The 17,646-nt window shown below is 56.4% G+C and carries 17 protein-coding genes and 1 tRNA gene; 7 read left to right on the plus strand and 11 right to left on the minus strand.

All coding sequences use genetic code 11. From position 1 onward, the window contains the following. Window positions 1–16: 16 nt before the first annotated feature. From Fuma_RS19480 to Fuma_RS19485, 3 genes are all read left to right on the plus strand, one after another. Window positions 17–1,189: an ISAs1 family transposase gene (locus Fuma_RS19480; RefSeq protein WP_077025523.1), complete on the plus strand. Its 1,173-nt coding sequence runs from the start codon at window positions 17–19 to the stop codon at window positions 1,187–1,189. Window positions 1,190–1,236: 47 nt separating this feature from the next. Beyond that, window positions 1,237–1,362, plus strand: coding sequence for a hypothetical protein (locus tag Fuma_RS36450; RefSeq protein ID WP_257787777.1), 126 nt, complete (start codon window positions 1,237–1,239; stop codon window positions 1,360–1,362). Between the two features lie 347 nt (window positions 1,363–1,709). Further along, complete coding sequence (locus Fuma_RS19485) at window positions 1,710–3,026, plus strand: sulfatase-like hydrolase/transferase (protein WP_077025590.1); 1,317 nt, start codon at window positions 1,710–1,712, stop codon at window positions 3,024–3,026. Between the two features lie 121 nt (window positions 3,027–3,147). On the opposite strand, the gene Fuma_RS19490 is transcribed toward Fuma_RS19485, so the two are convergent. The 5 genes from Fuma_RS19490 to Fuma_RS19510 form a co-directional block, all read right to left on the minus strand. Continuing rightward, entirely contained in the window at window positions 3,148–3,504 is a 357-nt protein-coding gene (locus tag Fuma_RS19490) for an HPF/RaiA family ribosome-associated protein (RefSeq protein ID WP_145944260.1), read from the minus strand. 82 nt (window positions 3,505–3,586) lie between these two features. Next, entirely contained in the window at window positions 3,587–4,000 is a 414-nt protein-coding gene (rnk, locus tag Fuma_RS19495) for a nucleoside diphosphate kinase regulator (RefSeq protein WP_077025592.1), read from the minus strand. Window positions 4,001–4,038: 38 nt separating this feature from the next. Further along, complete coding sequence (locus Fuma_RS19500) at window positions 4,039–4,296, minus strand: hypothetical protein (protein WP_077025593.1); 258 nt, start codon at window positions 4,294–4,296, stop codon at window positions 4,039–4,041. A 368-nt stretch (window positions 4,297–4,664) separates the two neighbouring features. Beyond that, a complete protein-coding gene (locus Fuma_RS19505; RefSeq protein ID WP_077025594.1) occupies window positions 4,665–6,047 on the minus strand; it encodes a sigma-54-dependent transcriptional regulator in 1,383 nt (460 codons plus the stop codon). Between the two features lie 7 nt (window positions 6,048–6,054). Further along, window positions 6,055–7,272: a two-component system sensor histidine kinase NtrB gene (locus tag Fuma_RS19510; protein WP_077025595.1), complete on the minus strand. Its 1,218-nt coding sequence runs from the start codon at window positions 7,270–7,272 to the stop codon at window positions 6,055–6,057. 329 nt (window positions 7,273–7,601) lie between these two features. Here Fuma_RS19510 and Fuma_RS19515 point away from each other — a divergent pair, with 329 nt between their 5' ends. Beyond that, window positions 7,602–8,813 (plus strand): CynX/NimT family MFS transporter, encoded by a 1,212-nt coding sequence (locus tag Fuma_RS19515; protein ID WP_077025596.1) that lies wholly within the window; start codon window positions 7,602–7,604, stop codon window positions 8,811–8,813. Between the two features lie 99 nt (window positions 8,814–8,912). Here the strand turns inward: Fuma_RS19515 and Fuma_RS19520 are convergent, their stop codons facing one another. From Fuma_RS19520 to Fuma_RS19535, 4 genes are all read right to left on the minus strand, one after another. Then, window positions 8,913–10,145, minus strand: coding sequence for an aminotransferase class I/II-fold pyridoxal phosphate-dependent enzyme (locus Fuma_RS19520; protein WP_077025597.1), 1,233 nt, complete (start codon window positions 10,143–10,145; stop codon window positions 8,913–8,915). 126 nt (window positions 10,146–10,271) lie between these two features. After that, complete coding sequence (locus Fuma_RS19525; protein ID WP_077025598.1) at window positions 10,272–11,105, minus strand: glycosyltransferase family 2 protein; 834 nt, start codon at window positions 11,103–11,105, stop codon at window positions 10,272–10,274. 72 nt (window positions 11,106–11,177) lie between these two features. Next, window positions 11,178–12,389: a hypothetical protein gene (locus Fuma_RS19530; RefSeq protein WP_077025599.1), complete on the minus strand. Its 1,212-nt coding sequence runs from the start codon at window positions 12,387–12,389 to the stop codon at window positions 11,178–11,180. Window positions 12,390–12,410: 21 nt separating this feature from the next. After that, entirely contained in the window at window positions 12,411–13,577 is a 1,167-nt protein-coding gene (locus tag Fuma_RS19535) for an ROK family transcriptional regulator (RefSeq protein WP_077025600.1), read from the minus strand. Between the two features lie 327 nt (window positions 13,578–13,904). Between Fuma_RS19535 and Fuma_RS19545 the strand changes: the two genes are divergently transcribed. Continuing rightward, the gene (locus Fuma_RS19545; RefSeq protein WP_077025602.1) at window positions 13,905–15,614 is read left to right on the plus strand and encodes a cation:proton antiporter; all 1,710 of its coding nucleotides are present in this window, start codon (window positions 13,905–13,907) and stop codon (window positions 15,612–15,614) included. A gap of 10 nt (window positions 15,615–15,624) precedes the next feature. Then, window positions 15,625–15,825: a hypothetical protein gene (locus Fuma_RS19550; RefSeq protein ID WP_077025603.1), complete on the plus strand. Its 201-nt coding sequence runs from the start codon at window positions 15,625–15,627 to the stop codon at window positions 15,823–15,825. A gap of 108 nt (window positions 15,826–15,933) precedes the next feature. Here the strand turns inward: Fuma_RS19550 and Fuma_RS19555 are convergent. Then, window positions 15,934–16,022, minus strand: a tRNA-Ser gene (locus Fuma_RS19555). 222 nt (window positions 16,023–16,244) lie between these two features. On the opposite strand from Fuma_RS19555, the gene Fuma_RS19560 reads away from it, so the two are divergent. Beyond that, a complete protein-coding gene (locus tag Fuma_RS19560; protein ID WP_077025604.1) occupies window positions 16,245–17,147 on the plus strand; it encodes a M28 family peptidase in 903 nt (300 codons plus the stop codon). A gap of 3 nt (window positions 17,148–17,150) precedes the next feature. Here the strand turns inward: Fuma_RS19560 and Fuma_RS19565 are convergent, their stop codons facing one another. Continuing rightward, window positions 17,151–17,552, minus strand: coding sequence for a hypothetical protein (locus Fuma_RS19565; protein ID WP_145944261.1), 402 nt, complete (start codon window positions 17,550–17,552; stop codon window positions 17,151–17,153). Between the last annotated feature and the right edge of the window lie 94 nt (window positions 17,553–17,646).

The raw sequence follows: 17,646 nt of genomic DNA on the forward strand, positions 1-17,646 counted from the left end.
GAGGAGAGGACAAGAGATGTCGACAGTTGAACTGGCGGTCACCCAGGAGCTGACAGGAAACATTGTTCATTACTTTGATCAATTGAAAGACCCGCGTTCCAACATCAATCGTCTGCATCTGCTTGGTGATGTGATTGTGATCGCCATTTGCGGAGTGCTGGCCAACGCCGACGGCCCCAGTGCGATTGCGGAATGGGCGCGACTGAATGCCGATGGCCTGCAGAAACACCTGGCACTTCCGCATGGCATTCCGAAAAAAGATACGTACCGGCGCGTCCTTTCTCTCCTGAAGCCGAACGACTTTCAAGCGTGCTTCGTGCAATGGATTGAATCGCTGGAAGGACTTTCCGACGAACAGAAAGAAGGCTACAGAAAACAGATTGCGATTGATGGCAAAGCACTCCGTCGATCACATGACAAAAAGAATGGGCTGGGTGCGTTGTTCATCGTGAGTGCGTGGGCTTCTGATCAGGGGATTTCTCTGGGACAGGTGGCGACGGAAGAGAAGTCGAACGAGATCACCGCGATCCCGAAATTACTGAACGAAATCAATATCGATGAGGCGATCATTACGATTGACGCAGCGGGTTGTCAAAAAAACATTGCGCAGCAGATCGTGTCTGGCAATGCAGACTATGTGTTAGCCCTGAAAGGCAACCAACCGAAACTCTATGAGGTCGTGCAGAAGTTTTTTCTCGATCACCTGGAGGATGACTTCGCTCGCTGTCCCGTCAGTCGCTATGAAGAAACAGAGAAGGGACACGGTCGGCAGGAACAGAGAATCTACTATCAGGCGACCGTGCCTGTCGATTTTGACGTGGGCCACAAATGGGCCGGACTCAAGACCATCGGAACGGCGATCCGAATGTACGAGCAGGACGGCATTCATCATTCTGACGTTCGCTACTACATCAGCAGTCTGCGTCGCAAAGGCGAGCTGTTCGCAACAACGGTTCGTGGTCACTGGGCCATAGAAAACACGCTGCACTGGAGTCTCGACATGACCTACCGCGAGGATGAGAGTCGAGTCCGAAACCGAATCTTCGCGAACAATTTGTCATGGCTCAGACGAATCACACTCAGCCTCATCAAGAAACATCCTGGCAAACAAAGCAACGTCATGAAAAGAAGAATGGCCGGATGGAACATTGACTATTTGATGCAAATCCTTACCGGCAAAACAACTTAGTATGCGCTGGCCCTGCCCCCGCCCCGACTGACACTGACCATGACGGAATGCCCGATGAATGGGAAAAAACGCACGGCCTTGACGCAAACAATTCGGAGGACCGAAACAAATTTGGCAAGGACGGTTACACAATGCTGGAACAGTACTTAAACGGCATCAAACAAGGCATCTAGAATTCTGAACGCGGAGTTTGGCTGATTGGTCATCGACATACCGCTCGCAAGTTTCAGCTGAACAGGTGTGAAGGATCCTCGGGAATGACGTTCGGGGCAGCGACACGCCGCGTCTACGCTGAGTGTGGAATACAGACCGGTCTTCGATCCGGAAGCTGACCTCTGTGGACTGCAGAATCAGTGTGATGAAGTATCAGTCACCCGCGTGCAGTGCGAACTGACATCGTGCCTGCAAGAATGGTCAAAGGCTATCGAGATATCTTCGGCGCGATTGAGTACATTCATGCGCTCTTTGTTTTTTCGCTGGATCGTACTTCAACGCAAATCCAACCACAGGAAACAAATTCATGCGTGTCACGTGTGTTCTCATTCTGACAGCTCTGGTCGGCACGATGTGCCCTGCTCAGGATTCACCGCCGCCGCCGAACGTTGTCTTCCTGTTGGCAGACGACTTAGGTTGGGCTGACGTTGGTTTTCACGAATCTGACACGGTCACGCCCAACATCGATCAACTTGCGGCCGGAGGCGTTCGGCTATCACAACACTATGTGTGGCCGACGTGTTCGCCCACACGCGTCGCCCTGCTGACGGGACGTGAGCCCAGTCGATTCGGCGTGTTGACTCCGTTGGCGGACGACGGACGGCTTCCGCCCGATACCGTCACGCTTCCTTTAGCCCTGCGTGACCGCGGCTATACAACTCACATCGCTGGAAAGTGGCACATCGGCAGTCCACCCAAATATCGTCCGCTGCTTTTCGGATTCGACACGTCGTACGGATACTTTCGCGGACAGATCGATCCGTACACGCATCTGTACAAATTTGGCAATCGCACGTGGCACCGCAATGACAAGTTGATCGACGAAGAAGGACACGCCACCGACCTGATTGCGAACGAAGCCATACGCGTCATTCGCTCGCCACACGACAAGCCCTACTTTCTATACGTGGCGTTCAGCGTGCCGCACTACCCGTTATCCGAACCCGATGAGTGGACGGCCTCGTACGACGGCAAGATCGATGATCCCTGGCGTAAGCTGAATGCCGCCAGCATCACTCATATGGACGCAGCCATCGGACGGATTGTCGCCGCGATTGATGAATCCGGACAACGTTCCAACACGTTAATCGTGTTCACATCTGACAACGGCGGCCAACGAGCCTGGAGTGCTCCCGCCAATCAATACGAAGGCCGCTATGAAGCTCACACAACGCTGGGTAACAACCTGCCGTTGCGTGGCTGGAAAACCGAACTGTACGAAGGTGGCATCCGTGTACCCTGCTGCGTGAACTGGCCCGGCGAGATACCAGCTGGCAAGACAAGCGACGCCCCGGTGTGTATCACCGACTGGTTTCCGACCTTCTGCCAGTTGACCGGCAAACCGGCCGACGAAAAGTGGAAGACGTCCGGCAAGGATCTGTGGCCGATGCTACTCGGGAAGTCCACACCGGAGCCGCGCACTCTGTATTGGAAGATACGTGAACGTTCGGCGCTGCGTCATGGATCATGGAAACTCATTGCCGACAACGACGGTCCGTCGCGCGAGTTGTTCGATCTGGAGAACGATCCCAACGAAACCACAAATCTGGCGGCCACGCAGCCGAAGCGAGTCGCAGAACTCACCCGCCTTCTGCAGGAACAGCAACAGCGCGATCGCCCGTAACTGCGGTGCTTAAATGAAACGACGCCAGCGAGTCCGTTTACCGGGTCTCACTGGCGTCGGCTTCCGACTGATGGCTTCCCGCAGGAACAGCCATCAACTTATTCAATCCCGAACTTCTCGTTCAGGCGGTGCTTTCAGCTTCCGACAACTCCATTTCCGGTATCACGGCGTCGCGCCGTTCCGCTCGCATTGCCAGCGGTCGTTTGAGTTTTGTCAGCACAATTCTTCGAGCGCGTTCGGTTGCTTTTGCGACGGCCCCCCAAACGTTTTCGTGACGAGCCGACGTTGTCAGGACATCAAAGCCGGGCATCACAACGTTGACTCGACATTCCTTGTCAACGCCGCCACGAGGACCATTGGTATCGGAGAGAGTCACGCTCACTTCGGAAATTCGATTTTCAAACCGGGCTAATGCCTGTGCTAATCGATCTGCGACGGATTCTCGAAACGTACTCCGAGTTCGGCGGGGAGTGGTCACTGAAATTTCCATCATGCTTTCCAATCTGAAACGAAGAAAAGGAAACTGTCCGGAAGACTGGTCGCCCACCGGACCTATCTCGTCATACCAGCATACCATCGCATTCTGGTTGGTACAAAAGTTCTTCAATACGAACGCGGATGGTTCCGCTGGGAACTTCCCATTTTACCGAATCCCCGACGCGATTCCCTAAAATTGCGGTCCCGATTGGCGCTAAAACAGACAGTCGACGTGCCGAAATATCAGCATCGTTCGGGTAAACCAGCGTATAGACGTCTTCTTCGCGATCTTTCATGTGCCGGAGCCGGACGGTCGAATTCATCGTGACGACACTTGGCGGCACCTTGTCCGAAGCAACTACGCTGGCCTTGTCGAGTTCACCACGCAGCGCTCGCAGATACGGCTTTTCACTAATCCCAGACGTAACGTCGGTGTTGAGCACATACTGCAGATGTTGCAGATCGTCTCTGGTGATGACAATTTTTCGTCGAGCCATGGTGACTCCTCATTCGAAAACTTGTTAGCGGCGAATGATTAACGACTGAGGTAATACAGCGCCAGAAATGTGATGAGCGGAACCATTCCCAAGAGCGCGGTCGCGACGACAGACCTGGCGACGAATGCCATTTCTTCGTCACCGCTGACTTCAATCATCGAACCGGATAGGAATCCGATATCGTGCGCGCGATGCTTCTGGAGACGTTTGCGTTCATTCGAAACGCGTCCGCGACGAGGCTGATGGCCGTCGCTATACTTCTGACTCCGACGTGGCAGGGCAGGGCTGGCTGGCATGATGTTCTTCCTCTCAAAAACGCATGTCGTCCCTGTTGTGTTTCATCCTTTGCTTCTGTTGAATGCGTAATGCAAGTGGTGGGCCAAAGCCGCAACGGTAAGACAACGCCCGCTCAAACGCTGAGGTAAACGCGTCTGAAAGCCAGGCGATCGCCTATGCAGGGGCCGTCACAACAAGGCCAGAAGACTCGCGGGGGAATGGAATCGCCACAGCGTCAAAGATGGAACGCAGCGGTTTAGCGCAAACGGCAGGCGACACCTGTCTACCGTAGCTGACACTGCCAACACGTCACCGAGCGTTCGTTGCCCATGGTTTGGCAAGGCCAGCCACGGTTCGGCCGCGTCTGAGAGAAGGCGATATTGCTAGATCAGTTACGGAACTCAGATGCTGCAATTCCGTGCTTATTCAACAGCTTGTGCATTCCCTGACGAGATAAACCGGCCTTCTGAGCGGCTTGGGAAATGTTGCCACCGTGCTTGTTTAGCAACGCCGTGAGATAGCTATGATCGGCGGCGTCCAACGCTTCTTCGCGTGAAATTTCGGTCAATGCCACGTCAGTCTTCGAATACGACGCCGGCAGTTCACGGATACCCTTCGGCAAATCGCCCAATTCAATCGTTTGTGACCGAGCCAGCGCCACGGCGCGTTCTACTACGTTTCGCAGTTCGCGAATGTTACCCGGCCAACCATACTGTCGAAACAGTTCAAGCACGTCGCCAGAAAACCCGACCACGCGAAAGTCGCCGGGCTGCAACATCTCAAGAAAGTGTCGAGCCAGCAGCAGAATATCGTCACCGCGTTCGCGCAGCGGCGGCAGTTCTACATGGATGACACCCAAACGATAGAACAGGTCGCGGCGAAAACGCCCCGCGTTGACTTCGACGGCCAGGTCCCGGTTCGTTGCACAAATGTACCGCGTATCGACCTGGATCGGCTGACTCTTCCCGACCGGCGTGAAGGTCTGTTCCTGCACAGCTCGCAACAGTTTGGCCTGAGACGCCATGGGCAGTTCTCCCAGTTCGTCAAAGAACGCCGTGCCGCGATCACACTGCAGCAGCAAGCCGTCCTGATCCTTGACCGCTCCGGTGAACGAGCCTTTTGCATGACCGAAGACCATCGATTCGAACAAGGACTCCGGTATCGCTGTGCAGTCGATAATCTGAAACTTGTGGTCTCGCCGACGACTGTGTTGGTGAATGGCTTTCGCAACAACCTCTTTGCCTGTGCCGCTTTCGCCGGTTAGCAACACGTTCGTATCTGTTCGAGCGACCCGGTCAACGATTTCCAGCACTTCCAGCATCGGTTCGCTGCGGCCGATGATTTCCGGGAACTCCGCGCACAACGATTCCCGATCGGATTGTGACGCCGCCTCGTCTGCGTGTGTGTCGTCTGGCTGCGCCAGGACTCGGCGAACACTCGTCAGCAGGTCCTCAAACTTTACTGGCTTCAACAGGTAGTCTGCGATGCCCAGGCGAACGGCTTCAATTGCCGTCGGCAACGAGGGCACGCCCGTGATGACAATCAGAGGAATGTGTGGCCACTGCGAACGTCCTTTTTGTAGAAGTTCCAGCTTCAGATTGCCCGGCATGTTGAGGTCGGACAAAATCAAATCGAAGGGCTTCTGCTGCAGCAGATCCAAAGCCGAATCGGCGTCAGGAACGCATTCGCATTCGTAGCCTGCCTTTCGAAGCAGTTGCCCGGTCGTCCGCAGATACAGCGGTTCATCGTCCGCGATCAAAATTCGTTTCATAGCGAAATCATACCTGCTTTAACCGGCGCGGCAGTGTGACTTTAAAACAGGCCCCGTTTGTAAACTTGTGATCGACATCAATCGCGCCGTTCATTGCTTCGGCCAAACTACGCGATACAGACAGGCCCAGCCCCATGCCCTGGCGAGTCGTGTCGCTTTTTGTCGTGAAGAAAGGCTCGAACAACCGCTTGGCCACATCAGCCGTGACTCCTGCGCCCTGGTCTGTGACGGAGATCGTGGCCTGGAGGTTCGACAAAGTAAACTCGATTTTGACAACGCCCGACCGCGGCGATGCCTGAATGGCGTTGCGAACGATATTAAACAGGATCTGTTTAACTTCGCCTTCGCGTAGTTCCACTTGAGTGGCTTCCAGCTGTTCCGCAGGCTGGCACTGCCCGGTGATCACGTCGATTTGCACTTTGGATTTTGTTGCCTGCGGCTGCAACAACGCGACAACGCCTGCGATCGTGCGTTCCAAATCGAACGTCGTGGCCTGCTGCTGGCTGGGGCGATAAAGCTGGTACATCTGATGCGTGATGGCGCTGATGCGATCGATTTCACTGTCGATCAGTTCCAGCAATTCGTAGTTCTCATCGTCTTCAGGCAGGCTGCTCTTGAACAACGCGAACGCATTTCGAATACCGGCCAGCGGGTTGTTGACCTCATGAGCGACTCCGGCCGCCATCTGCCCCAGCGCGGCTAACTTTTCCATTCGAAGGCGGTGCTCTTCCAGTTGAGCGATCTTGGCCGTGCGTTCCTGAACAAGCTGCTCCAGGTGCTGATTGTGCATGCGAAGTTCTTCGCGCAGCTGGTGGCGTTCCGTCACATCTCGCACACTGGCGCGAAACCCCAGATGCCGGTGTGAAAGATCCGACATGGGTTGCCAGGAAACCGCCATCCAACGTTCACTACCATCGCGATGCTGCCCGCGAAATTCGACATCGTTGCCACTGCCCCCCTCTTTGGCATCGGCCATGACGGCCGCCACTTTTTCGCGATCTTCAACCGCCACCAGCGGCAGCGGGTAGTCCGGCATTTTCAGGCACTCAGCCGGCGAGCAGCCCGTCATTCGTTCGACCGCTGCGTTGACCCACACCAGTTTTCCATCCGGCGCGTGCCAGCTTTCCCAGTCGTAGGTGCAGTCCGCGATCGCTCGAAACACATCGTGGTCAATGTGTCCGGCAGAAATCAGATTACCGAAGTCCTGTTCCTGTTCGTTTGTCATGCTAAACATTCTAACCGGGGCGATGGCGAACACCATGCGAGCCATCGTCGGAAAACGCTCCCGCCAGTGGCAGCCGAAACCAGACTGGATCGGCAAAGGCCCATCGTCCGCAGAAAGTCTAACAGGGTGCTGTGAGCCGTCGGCCTGCCATCTCTGATGGCTGCACACTGAATGCCGGTTTTGAGACCAACATCGCCGCGATTCCACATCGCTGGAACGTCGAAGAGCACGATCACGCCCGGTTCGGTAGATAGCTAAACTGCCACTTCATTTGAAAGGATTGCGCAAAACGATGCGTCCATCCTGAAAAAACAAAAAGCGATTGGGTGATGGAAACTTCGACTACTGCGACTAGCACTCTCACGGAAAGCCAGGCACGATCAGAGAAGTTTCTTCTGATCGCGGGGATTCTGTTGGTGGCCGTTAACCTGCGCCCAGCTCTGGCCAGCGTGGGACCGCTAATCGGCGACATACGGCAGGCGACAGGGCTATCCAATTCGATGCTGGGCCTGCTGACCACCATTCCGCTGCTGGCGTTCGGCGTGATCTCCACGCTGACTCCTTTGTTCACGCGACGCTTTGGAATTGGCGGCACGTTACTTGGCGCAATGGCATTGCTGGCGGCAGGAGCTGGATTAAGGTCCGTGTCAGCGATTGCGGCCCTGTATCTGGGAACGGTGTTCGTGGGCATCGCGATTGCGTTTGGAAACGTCCTGCTACCGAGCCTGGTGAAGCGAAATTTTTCGGAGAACTCCGGATTTGTCACCAGCCTCTATTCCAGCGGCATGGGGTTGGGCGCTTCAATGGCAGCGGGGATCAGTGTGCCATTGGCGGCACAATTCGGCCTCGGCTGGCGAGGTTCATTGGGCGTCTGGGCGATTCCAGCCGTGCTGGCATTTTTCGTTTGGTGGCCTCAATTGCAACGCCTTCCGAAGTCGGAAAACAAGCGCAGCTACAAAGAAACGATGAAGGATCTGGGCACTTCTACACTCGCCTGGCAAGTGGCCCTGTTCATGGGGTTGCAGTCGTTCACGTTCTACGTCGTATTGGCCTGGCTGCCCGCAATTTTGGTAGACCGAGGCTACAACTCGACCTATTCCGGCTGGATGCTCTCACTGTCGCAGGCGATGGGCATTGTGGGATCGCTGATCATTCCTGTTGTTGCCGGCCGAAAAAAAGATCAACGCGGAGTCGTGACATTTCTCCTGATCCTGGAAACGGCTGGGTTGGCCGGACTGTTGTTTGTCGAATCTGCCTGGCTAATTCTGTGGGTGCTGGTGATCGGCTTCGTGCTGGGCGGATCCTTCGGACTGGCCCTGCTGTTCATCGTGCTGCGATCTCACGACGCCGACAGTGCCACTGAACTTTCCGGAATGTCTCAGTCGATCGGCTATTTGGTCGCGGCCACAGGCCCCACGCTGTTTGGCAGCCTGTACGACTTCACCGCAGGCTGGACGTACCCCATCCTCCTCCTGCTTGTGGTTGTCGTGCTGAAATTCGCGATGGGCCTGGGAGCCGGTCGAGCCGTGATGCTAAGCTAAGCGACCACCGAATCGGAGGCGCGGCCTTGCATAGCACGGCCCCTCGCTCTGCTTGAAAAACGGTGGGCGGTGCGTCTGCTGGACGGAAGCTCGCTGGCGTTAAGCTGGGGCTTCGACTTTGGTCAGGCACTTATCAATTTGCCGTACGGCCTGTCGCAGGCGTTGACTGTTTTCGACGATGGCCAGACGCAGGCAGCCTTCGCCGTCGTCGCCGAAACCGCGACCAGGGCTGACGGCCACTCCGCCTTCGTTTAACAGCTTCATGGCAAATTCGATGGAGCCCATGTGCTTCCAGGCTTCAGGCATATCGGCCCAGACAAACATGCCAGCTTTGGGTGGAGTGATATTCCAGCCCAGCCGCGTCAGCCCTTCGCACAAAACATCGCGACGACTTTGGTACTCCGTCGTAATGCTTTCTACAGCCGCATCGCAATGTCGCATGGCGACAATCGCGGCGATCTGAATCGGCTGAAAAATGCCGTAGTCGTAGTACCCCTTGATCGTGGCGAGGGCTCGCACCATTTCACTGTTGCCGCAGCAGAAACCAATACGCCAACCGGCCATGCTGTAGCTCTTGCTCATAGACGTCATTTCCACGCCCACGTCGATGGCACCCGGTGTTGCCAGAAAGCTGGGAGCTTCGTAGCCGTCGTAACAGATGTCGGCGTACGCGAAATCGCTGATCACGAGGAAGCCATGCTTCTTGGCGAGTTTCACCAGGTCGACGTAGAAATCTGATTCAATCACCGTGGCCGTGGGATTGTGCGGAAAGTTGACCACGACCACTTTGGGCTTCGGCACGAGGTTCTCGCACGTGTACGCGATGTTCTGCAGAAACTTTTCAGGCTCGCGAGTATCTAACGTAATCACGTTTCCAGACGCCAGCATGACAGCGTACACATGCACGGGAAAGTAGGGCGACGGGACGATCGCGGTGTCGCCGGGGCCCATTAGAGCAAGGCACATGTGGCTGAAGCCTTCCTTCGAACCAATGCATGCCAGCACCTCGTCATTGTGGTCCAGCCGCACGCCGTATCGCTTCCAGTAGCGTGACGACACTTCTTTGCGAAGGTTGCCGATTCCGTTGCTAACGGAATACCGATGGTTGCGGGAATCTGCGAGTGCTTCTTCGATCTTCTGGACGATCAGCGGGTCCGGCGGGTCGGTCGGATTTCCCATGCCCAGGTCGATCACATCCACGCCGTCGACGCGCAACTGGTACTTTCGTTTGTTGATGGCGCCAAACATGTACGGCGGCAACCGAGTGACTCGTTCCGCAACCGGGATTTTGAACGGGGTATCGTCGAATAGAACTTCAGATTCGCTGCGCATGGGACTTTCCGGAAAAGTGAGTCATCGAGGGCACATTCTACACACGCCTCATGAGTGCGGCGATGCCAGAGGGGTTCGCTTTTGTTACGGAATGCTCAGAAAAGCGACTTCCGCGAGTTCGATCCGTCAATCCGCCACGCCAAACCGGACGATGCACCACAGCGCGGTGAAGCCGTCTTTCCAGCCGATGTGCTTGCCTTCTGCATACGTGCGTCCGGAATAGCTGACCGACATTTCGTAAACTCGGTAGCGGCGGCGAGCGATTCGAGCCGTAATTTCCGGTTCGAAACCGAAGCGATTCTGAACCAGCCGGGGTGTCAATTCGTCGACCACGCTGCGGCGGAAGACCTTGTAGCAGGTTTCCATGTCCGTCAGATTCAGGTTGGTAAAGCAGTTCGAAAGCACTGTGAGAAATTTGTTGCCCAGGTAGTGCCAGTAGTAGAGAACTCGGTGAGCCTGGTCGCCCAGAAAACGGCTGCCGTAGACCACATCTGCTTTGTCTTCGACAATCGGGCGCAGCAAACGCGGATATTCGCTGGGATCGTATTCCATGTCCGCATCCTGAATGATCACGATGTCACCCTCGACATGGCCAAACCCGGTGCGCAAAGCAGCGCCTTTGCCCTGGTTAACTTCGTGGTGAAAGGCACGAATTCGGTTGAAGTCGTCGTCGCCCCCTTCTTCGACCAATTGCTGCATGATCTCACGCGAACCATCGCGACTGCAGTCGTTAACCAAAATCAGCTCTTTGCGAATTGGCACTTCGCGCACACGGTCCACCAGTTCTCGGAGCGTCTTTTCTTCGTTGTAAACAGGGATGACAACTGAAAGACGCATGTCGTCCGGGATCGCGTAGAACCCCAGTTGTCGACACACCGATTCACCGATCATCTGCTTGCGTGCTTCAAACCATTCGACTGACCACGGCCGTAAACTGTGGGATTGAATTGAATCCGTCATGAAGTATTCCCGGTGGGCAGCGATGTCGTATTGCGGTTTGATGTTTCAGTATTCGGCAGAGTCTGCAGGAGATCATTTAGTCTTTCGGGGCGCCTGAAGCGTTTCTGCCAGTTTCAATAACGCACCTTTATTTGTTCCTGCAAAAAGTACGGTGCTCGTGGCGACCGACGCATTTCCAATCACTTGCGGACTGGTCACTTCTGCTTCTACGTCAGGGAACCCCCATTGTTGAAGCCATTCCGGCAGCGTCTCCGGAAATCCGGAAAACCGGCCGGTCGCGACCTGACACCACAATCCCGTCTGGCCGGGCGGCAGCTTTTTCCGCAACTGCAACGCCAGTCGCCCCATCGTATAGCGTCCGTTGATGTCGTTGCACAATCGAGTGGCAATCGCACCACCTGAGTCGCGGAATTGAAACGCATCGATCCCGATCGGGCCGAAATAACCGGCAGCCGCAGCCTCACGACAAACCCTGTGGCCGTAGTCGACTGCCGTTTGCCACTTCAGCTCCTGAATTCCGCCGGCTTGAATCAGGCTGCCGAAATAACGTCCCACATGATCGGTCAGAAGCTGAGTCACGCCGACGCAGCCAATGTTTACACCGCCTGCCTCGTCCCGAATGACCTCAAACTGCAGACCAGCCTGCTCAAGCGGCTGCACCCATGGTTCCAGATAAACGCCACGCGGATCCCGCAGTTGCTTGTTCAGCCAGCCGAGTTGCGCCGGATTTAAGCTTGTCCCCTGGGCGAGCAGTCGGTTTCGGCCAGCGTGACTAAATTGCGGCTTCGCTGCCCAGCGGTCGTAGCCGAACGCGGCCAGCTTTTTGACGGCCGATTGCCATTCGTCGAGCGTGAAACATTCCGTGCCGAACGATGCGGTGCCAAACGGCAGATGTTGCCGGTTGCCGTCAGCGACCTCGTCAAAACGAGCGTTGAATTCACGACTGTTGATGAGTCTTACAGCATCCAGCGACGGAATTTGCTGCGATGGCATTCCGCAGGCGATCGCCGATTCAACCGTTTCCCGGGTCCACCCCCAAGGCAAAACGCGGCAAGGGTCCGCACCGCAGGTGGGTTGTTCGACGGAGAATTTCGCGTGGTTTAGCGACGGCGGAAACTGAGTTCGATCAACGGCCTGCGGGCATTGAACCACGTCGCCATTGTCAGCCAGCAACGCCATTAGCGGAGCCAGTTCAGCTAATGCTCGATGAGTCTGCGGAGTCGGTTTCGTTGCGCGTTGCAGAAGCTGATCTTCGAAATTGAAGTTCGGTATGAGCAGCTTCATGAGCGTGGTTGCATCGATGCGTCAGTCGGAAACTCGAGGTCCGGCTGCACACGTCAGGTGATGCACAATTGCGGCGATGGCGGCCAGCTGCTTGGTGGTGGCAGCCGTCTTGATTTCGCACCGTTCAAATGATGGCGCGAGGGCTCGGCGTTGAGTCATCCGAATAACCTGAGGCAGAATAGATTCGCTGATCGATGGAAAACCACCATGAATCAACAGGTTGGACGGATTGAACAGGTTGATGACTGAGGCCATCGCGATCGCGAGATATTCGCACACGCGGTTCACTTCCTGCGGAGCCTGCAATTCGCCGTTGTGGAGTCGTTCGATCACAACTTCCGCTGAAAGCCGTTCGCCCAGGCGATCGGAAATCATGGCAGCAAGAGCCGTGTCTGTTGCGAGCGTTTCCAGGCAGCCATGATTGCCGCAGCCACAAAGTTTTCCGGTCGGATCCACTGTGATATGACCCAGTTCACCAGCGAATCCGTTGTGCCCGGACAGCAACTCACCACCGCTAAAGACGCCGAGCCCCAGACCAGTTGAAACATCCAGCATCGCGAAATCGTGAAGCCCACGCGCATTCCCGTACAGGCGTTCGGCCATGCACAGCGCTCGAGCATCCTGCATCGCGATGGCGGTCACTCCCGTCGCGGCAAACAGATCGGCCGCAGGATTCTGCTGGTTGATCGCGTGCAGGTTCGGTGAAAACAGATTGCGTTGAGCGTTCTCATCCGTCAGACCAGGCATGCTGATGCCAATTCCCAGCGTGGTGGCCGTGGACGACGCGATCATATCGCAGACGGCGTCCGACATCAGTTGCCGCAGATTGTCATACCGGCTGGGCGTTGCAAACGTGGTGGTCATTTCCTGATGGATGGCTCCGTCCAGCGACGCTGCCACAACGTCACAGGTTCCGGCGTCGAGCACAACGCCCAGCACCTGGGCTCGATCCTGAGCCAGTTGCAGTCGCTTGCCAGGACGCCCGAGAACGTTGTCCGGGGCAGCCCCTTCTTCCAGCAGGCCGGAATCCAGCAAGTCAGCCACTGCCTTCGAGACCGTAGGCGCGCTGATGCCGGTTTCCCGAGTCAGGTCAGCTCGTGAAAGCGGTCCGAGTTGTTGAAGACATTCCAGTACGCGACGCACGGTCATTTTGCGAAGCAGGCCGGGCTGGATATCAGATGAAGCCATGAGGGATTTGTGCAGCCAGAGAAGCAGGATACAGGAGGGAGTGAGCGAGGATTATACTCGGTATCAAACGTGTTGTCGCGGGTCGAGGTCGTCAGAATGGCCACGCTGCGAGTGCATCAGCATCGTAAGTGAAAATTCAGCCGCGCCAAACTTGCGAGCCCGGCGGTCACCTCGGCCCGCTGTGTAGTTTAGCTCGTGCACTCGTCCAATTGCGGTAATTGTTGTCCCGCAGAAGCCGAAGTCCGCCATTTTCAGCCTCATTGTGATCGAAACCGCTTCAGGCCCCATAGGTGAGAGCAGTCGCTGCGGCTGAGTATTGACGTCCGAATGGCCTCAGATTGTGGTATCGTTGCCGCGCAAACCATCATTCATGAAAGCGGAGCGGACCTTTTGGACCTTTGGATTATTCTTCGTGACATCGTCGTCTTGCTGTCAGCGTCGCTGATCATCGGCGGCGTGTTTTCCCGGCTCGGCCAGAGCCCAATCGTGGGTTATTTGCTGGCGGGAATGATGCTGGGCGGACCGGGCAGCATCAACGCCGTGCAGGCTGGGGGCGAAATCGAGGCAATTGCGGAACTCGGCGTGGCCTTATTGCTGTTCAGCCTCGGACTGGAATTCTCCATCCCCCGACTAAAGAAACTCGGCGCAAAACCACTGCTCGGCGGCGCGGCTCAGATTTCACTGACCATCGTGCTGGCATTTTCCGGTGCCATGCTGCTGGGCCTGAGCATTCGCGAAGCCATTGCCTTCGGTGCGATGGTCTCGCTTAGCAGCACCGCCGTTGTGCTGCGAATTCTGATGGAACGCGGTGAGATGGAAATGCCGCACGGTCGCAACAGCCTGGGCGTGTTGCTGACGCAGGATATGGCCGTCGTACCGCTGGCACTACTGATGACGATTCTCGGCGGCGAAGGCAGTGCGACCGAAGTTGCATGGAACATTGGCCGACTGCTGTTGATGGCCGCCGGACTAGTGACCGGCCTGCTTTTGCTGACAAAGATTGCCGTCATGTCATTGGGCACTCTAACGCTGCACCGCAACCGTGAATTGACCATGATCTTCGCAGTCGCGACCGGCTTGGGAGCGGCCTGGGCTTCTCATTCGGCGGGAATCTCGCCCGCACTGGGCGCGTTCGTGGCAGGCATGCTGCTTGGCAGTTCGCCGTTTGCGACGCAAATTCGAGCCGACGTGTCTCCGCTGCAGGTCGTGCTGCTGACCCTGTTTTTCAGTTCGGCCGGAATGGTGGCAGATCCGCTGTGGATCATTTCACACGCCCACTGGGTCGCCGGAGCCGCATTCGCATTGACGGTCGGGAAAGGCCTGATTGTCGCCGCCGTCTTTCTGGTGTTCGGTCAATCGTTGCGAGTCGCCGCCGCAACTGGTCTCGCCCTTGGACAGGTGGGCGAATTCGCGTTTGTGCTGGGCGCAATTGGCCGAGTGTCAGGAGTCGTGCCGGATGACGTGTACGCGCTGGTGGTGTCGGTCACTATTGTCTCATTCTTCATGAGTGCCTACATCGTTCCCAAAGCACCGCAATGGGGTGACCGACTGGCGCGGCTGTTGGGAGAAGCGGCAAACGGCGACGACGAATCCGGCGGCCAGCCCCATTCGTCAGATGTGGTCGTGATCGGATTCGGACCGACGGCACAACTGGCCACGACTCCACTGATGAACTCCAAACTCAGGGTGACAGTCATAGAACTCAACCACGAAGGCGTCAGCAAAGCAAAGGAATTCGGGTTCGACGGCCACCTTGGAGATGCCACATCGTCAGACGTGCTGCAGCATGCGTCGATCGGTGACGCTCAGCTGGTCATCGTTACGCTTCCGCATTTCCGATCGACACTGTCCATTGTCGAACTTGTCCGCGCGATGAACCCGTCGGCGACGGTCCTGGTGCGTTCACGGTACCACATTCACACCGACGCTTTGTCAGCCGCTGGAGCGATTGTCAGGGGCGATGAAGAGCAGGTCGGCGGCGCGATTCGTGCCAGTGTCACAGAGTGGCTGGCCGATCACCGCCCGGACCATTCTTAAGGGGAAATCCATGAACTGCGATCTTCACGACAGCATTCCGGACTGGATTGTCGAACACCCGGAAACGGCCGCTGTATTCGCCGAACTCAACCTGGACATCAGCTGCGGCGGCAAGTCGCTCGAATACGTTTGCCTGCAGGCGGCCCGAAACGTGGACGATGTGCTGCAGCGACTGCGAGAAACCATCGAAAAGCAACGTCCACCATCGTAGACGCTCAAAAGCGGACAGATCGTGCTGCCACCAACATGCGTTTGAACAAAAAAACGTCCTCGCAAATTCCGGCAATGCCAGTCTCTACGAGGACGTAAATTTTTGAAGCGGAGAGAGCGGGATTCGAACCCGCGGTCCAGTTTGACCCGGACACATCATTAGCAATGATGCGCATTCGGCCACTCTGCCATCTCTCCGTCGCGACGCACCTTCGACAGGCCGCCCCGAGGTCGACACAATATACTCGGTTCATGTTCGGAAGCAAGTTCAGGAATCTCTTCTGTTTTTAATTGGAATGAGATCTCCTGGACAGCAGTTCCAGTCATATTGAGTCCGGCATCGGAGCGACTAACGGGAGCGTTTCCGTGCAGTAGCTCGATTCGGGTCGAGGCTCAGCCTCATCATAAAAAGTGTCAGGTATGGAAATCGAAACGGATATTCAGCGGATTTGGGCCGATTTGGAATGGCTCGCCAACAAACCTCGCCCTGCGGAATCTGATCGACTGGAGGAATGTCGGCAGTACTGCGAACAAATCCTGAACTCGGCCGGTTGGCAGGTCGAACGCCGCAACTTCGAAGCGGCCGACAGCGCGGGAACCTCACGGAAAGGCATAAACCTCGTCACCACCAGCGCCAACCAGGCGGAAGGCGGAGCGAAGTTTATCCTGGGAGCTCACCTTGATTCCCGCCCGGAAACGCCAGGCGCGGACGACAACGCGTCGGCCGTCGCTGTGCTGCTGGAAGTCGCCCGCCTTCTGGGTCCGGAACTCACGGCAGACGCTGCGGTCTCAACGCCCGTGCAGCTTGAGCTGGCTGTGTTTGATCTGGAAGAAAATGGCATGCTGGGCGGAGCCTATCACGCTGCGTCGTGCCGAGCTGCCGGAGAAAGCGTGTGCGGCATGGTGTCTCTGGAAATGCTGGGTTATTGCAGCGAAAAGCCGGGCAGTCAGACATTCCCGCCGGAACTTGCGGATCGGTTTCCGGATACGGGTAACTTTATCGGCATCGTTGGCAATCAGGTTTCGGATCCGCTGATCAGGCACTTCAGCCGAGCGTTCAACAGCGTTCCCAATCTGCCGTGCGAATCGCTGCAGGTCCCCGACAACGGCCTGACGTTTCCGCCCACGCGGCTAAGCGACCATAGCCCCTTTTGGGACGAAGGGTTCGCTGCGTTGATGATTACCGACACCAGTTTCATGCGGAATCCGCACTACCACCTTCCGTCGGATACTCCCGAAACGCTGGATCGCGGTTTCCTGCACAACGTGGCCGAAGGCGTTCTGCGAGCGACCAGGAAAATCGTCACTGACGGGCTGCGCTAGGATTTAATGCATCTGCGGACCAGCTGGTTCACGAGCGATCTCTGTGGACGTGGGCGCGAGATTCTTATTCATGACCGTTAAATGGTCAAGAATATCGAACGCGTCGCGATCGGGGTCGTCGCTGTGGTCTGTTGCCTGGATCTCAGAAATCACCTTGTCAGCACCGCCGGTGCGGACTCGCAATTCCACGTTTTCAAGCAGCTTCACCACTTCGCCACGAACCTGTTGCCGCGTGATCGCTCGCGACAAAAACGCGCCTGCTCCAGCGGCGAGGATGACTGAGGTCACCACAAAGGTTGGAGCACACCACTGGCGCAGCCATTTGATGTTCTTCGATTCTCCGACGGACCAGCCCCACAGCATCCAGGCGGCGAACAGCATCAGGAATATAGGAACTAAAATCATAGCGGCAGGCGGTTGCAGACTTGAAGAAGCGGGTAACCTGGGCGAACGACGCGTTCTACACTCTTAAATCGTCCATCGCCGCAACGACGGCCAG

This window comes from Fuerstiella marisgermanici, from assembly GCF_001983935.1.
GTDB classification, from domain to species: Bacteria; Planctomycetota; Planctomycetia; order Planctomycetales; family Planctomycetaceae; genus Fuerstiella; species Fuerstiella marisgermanici.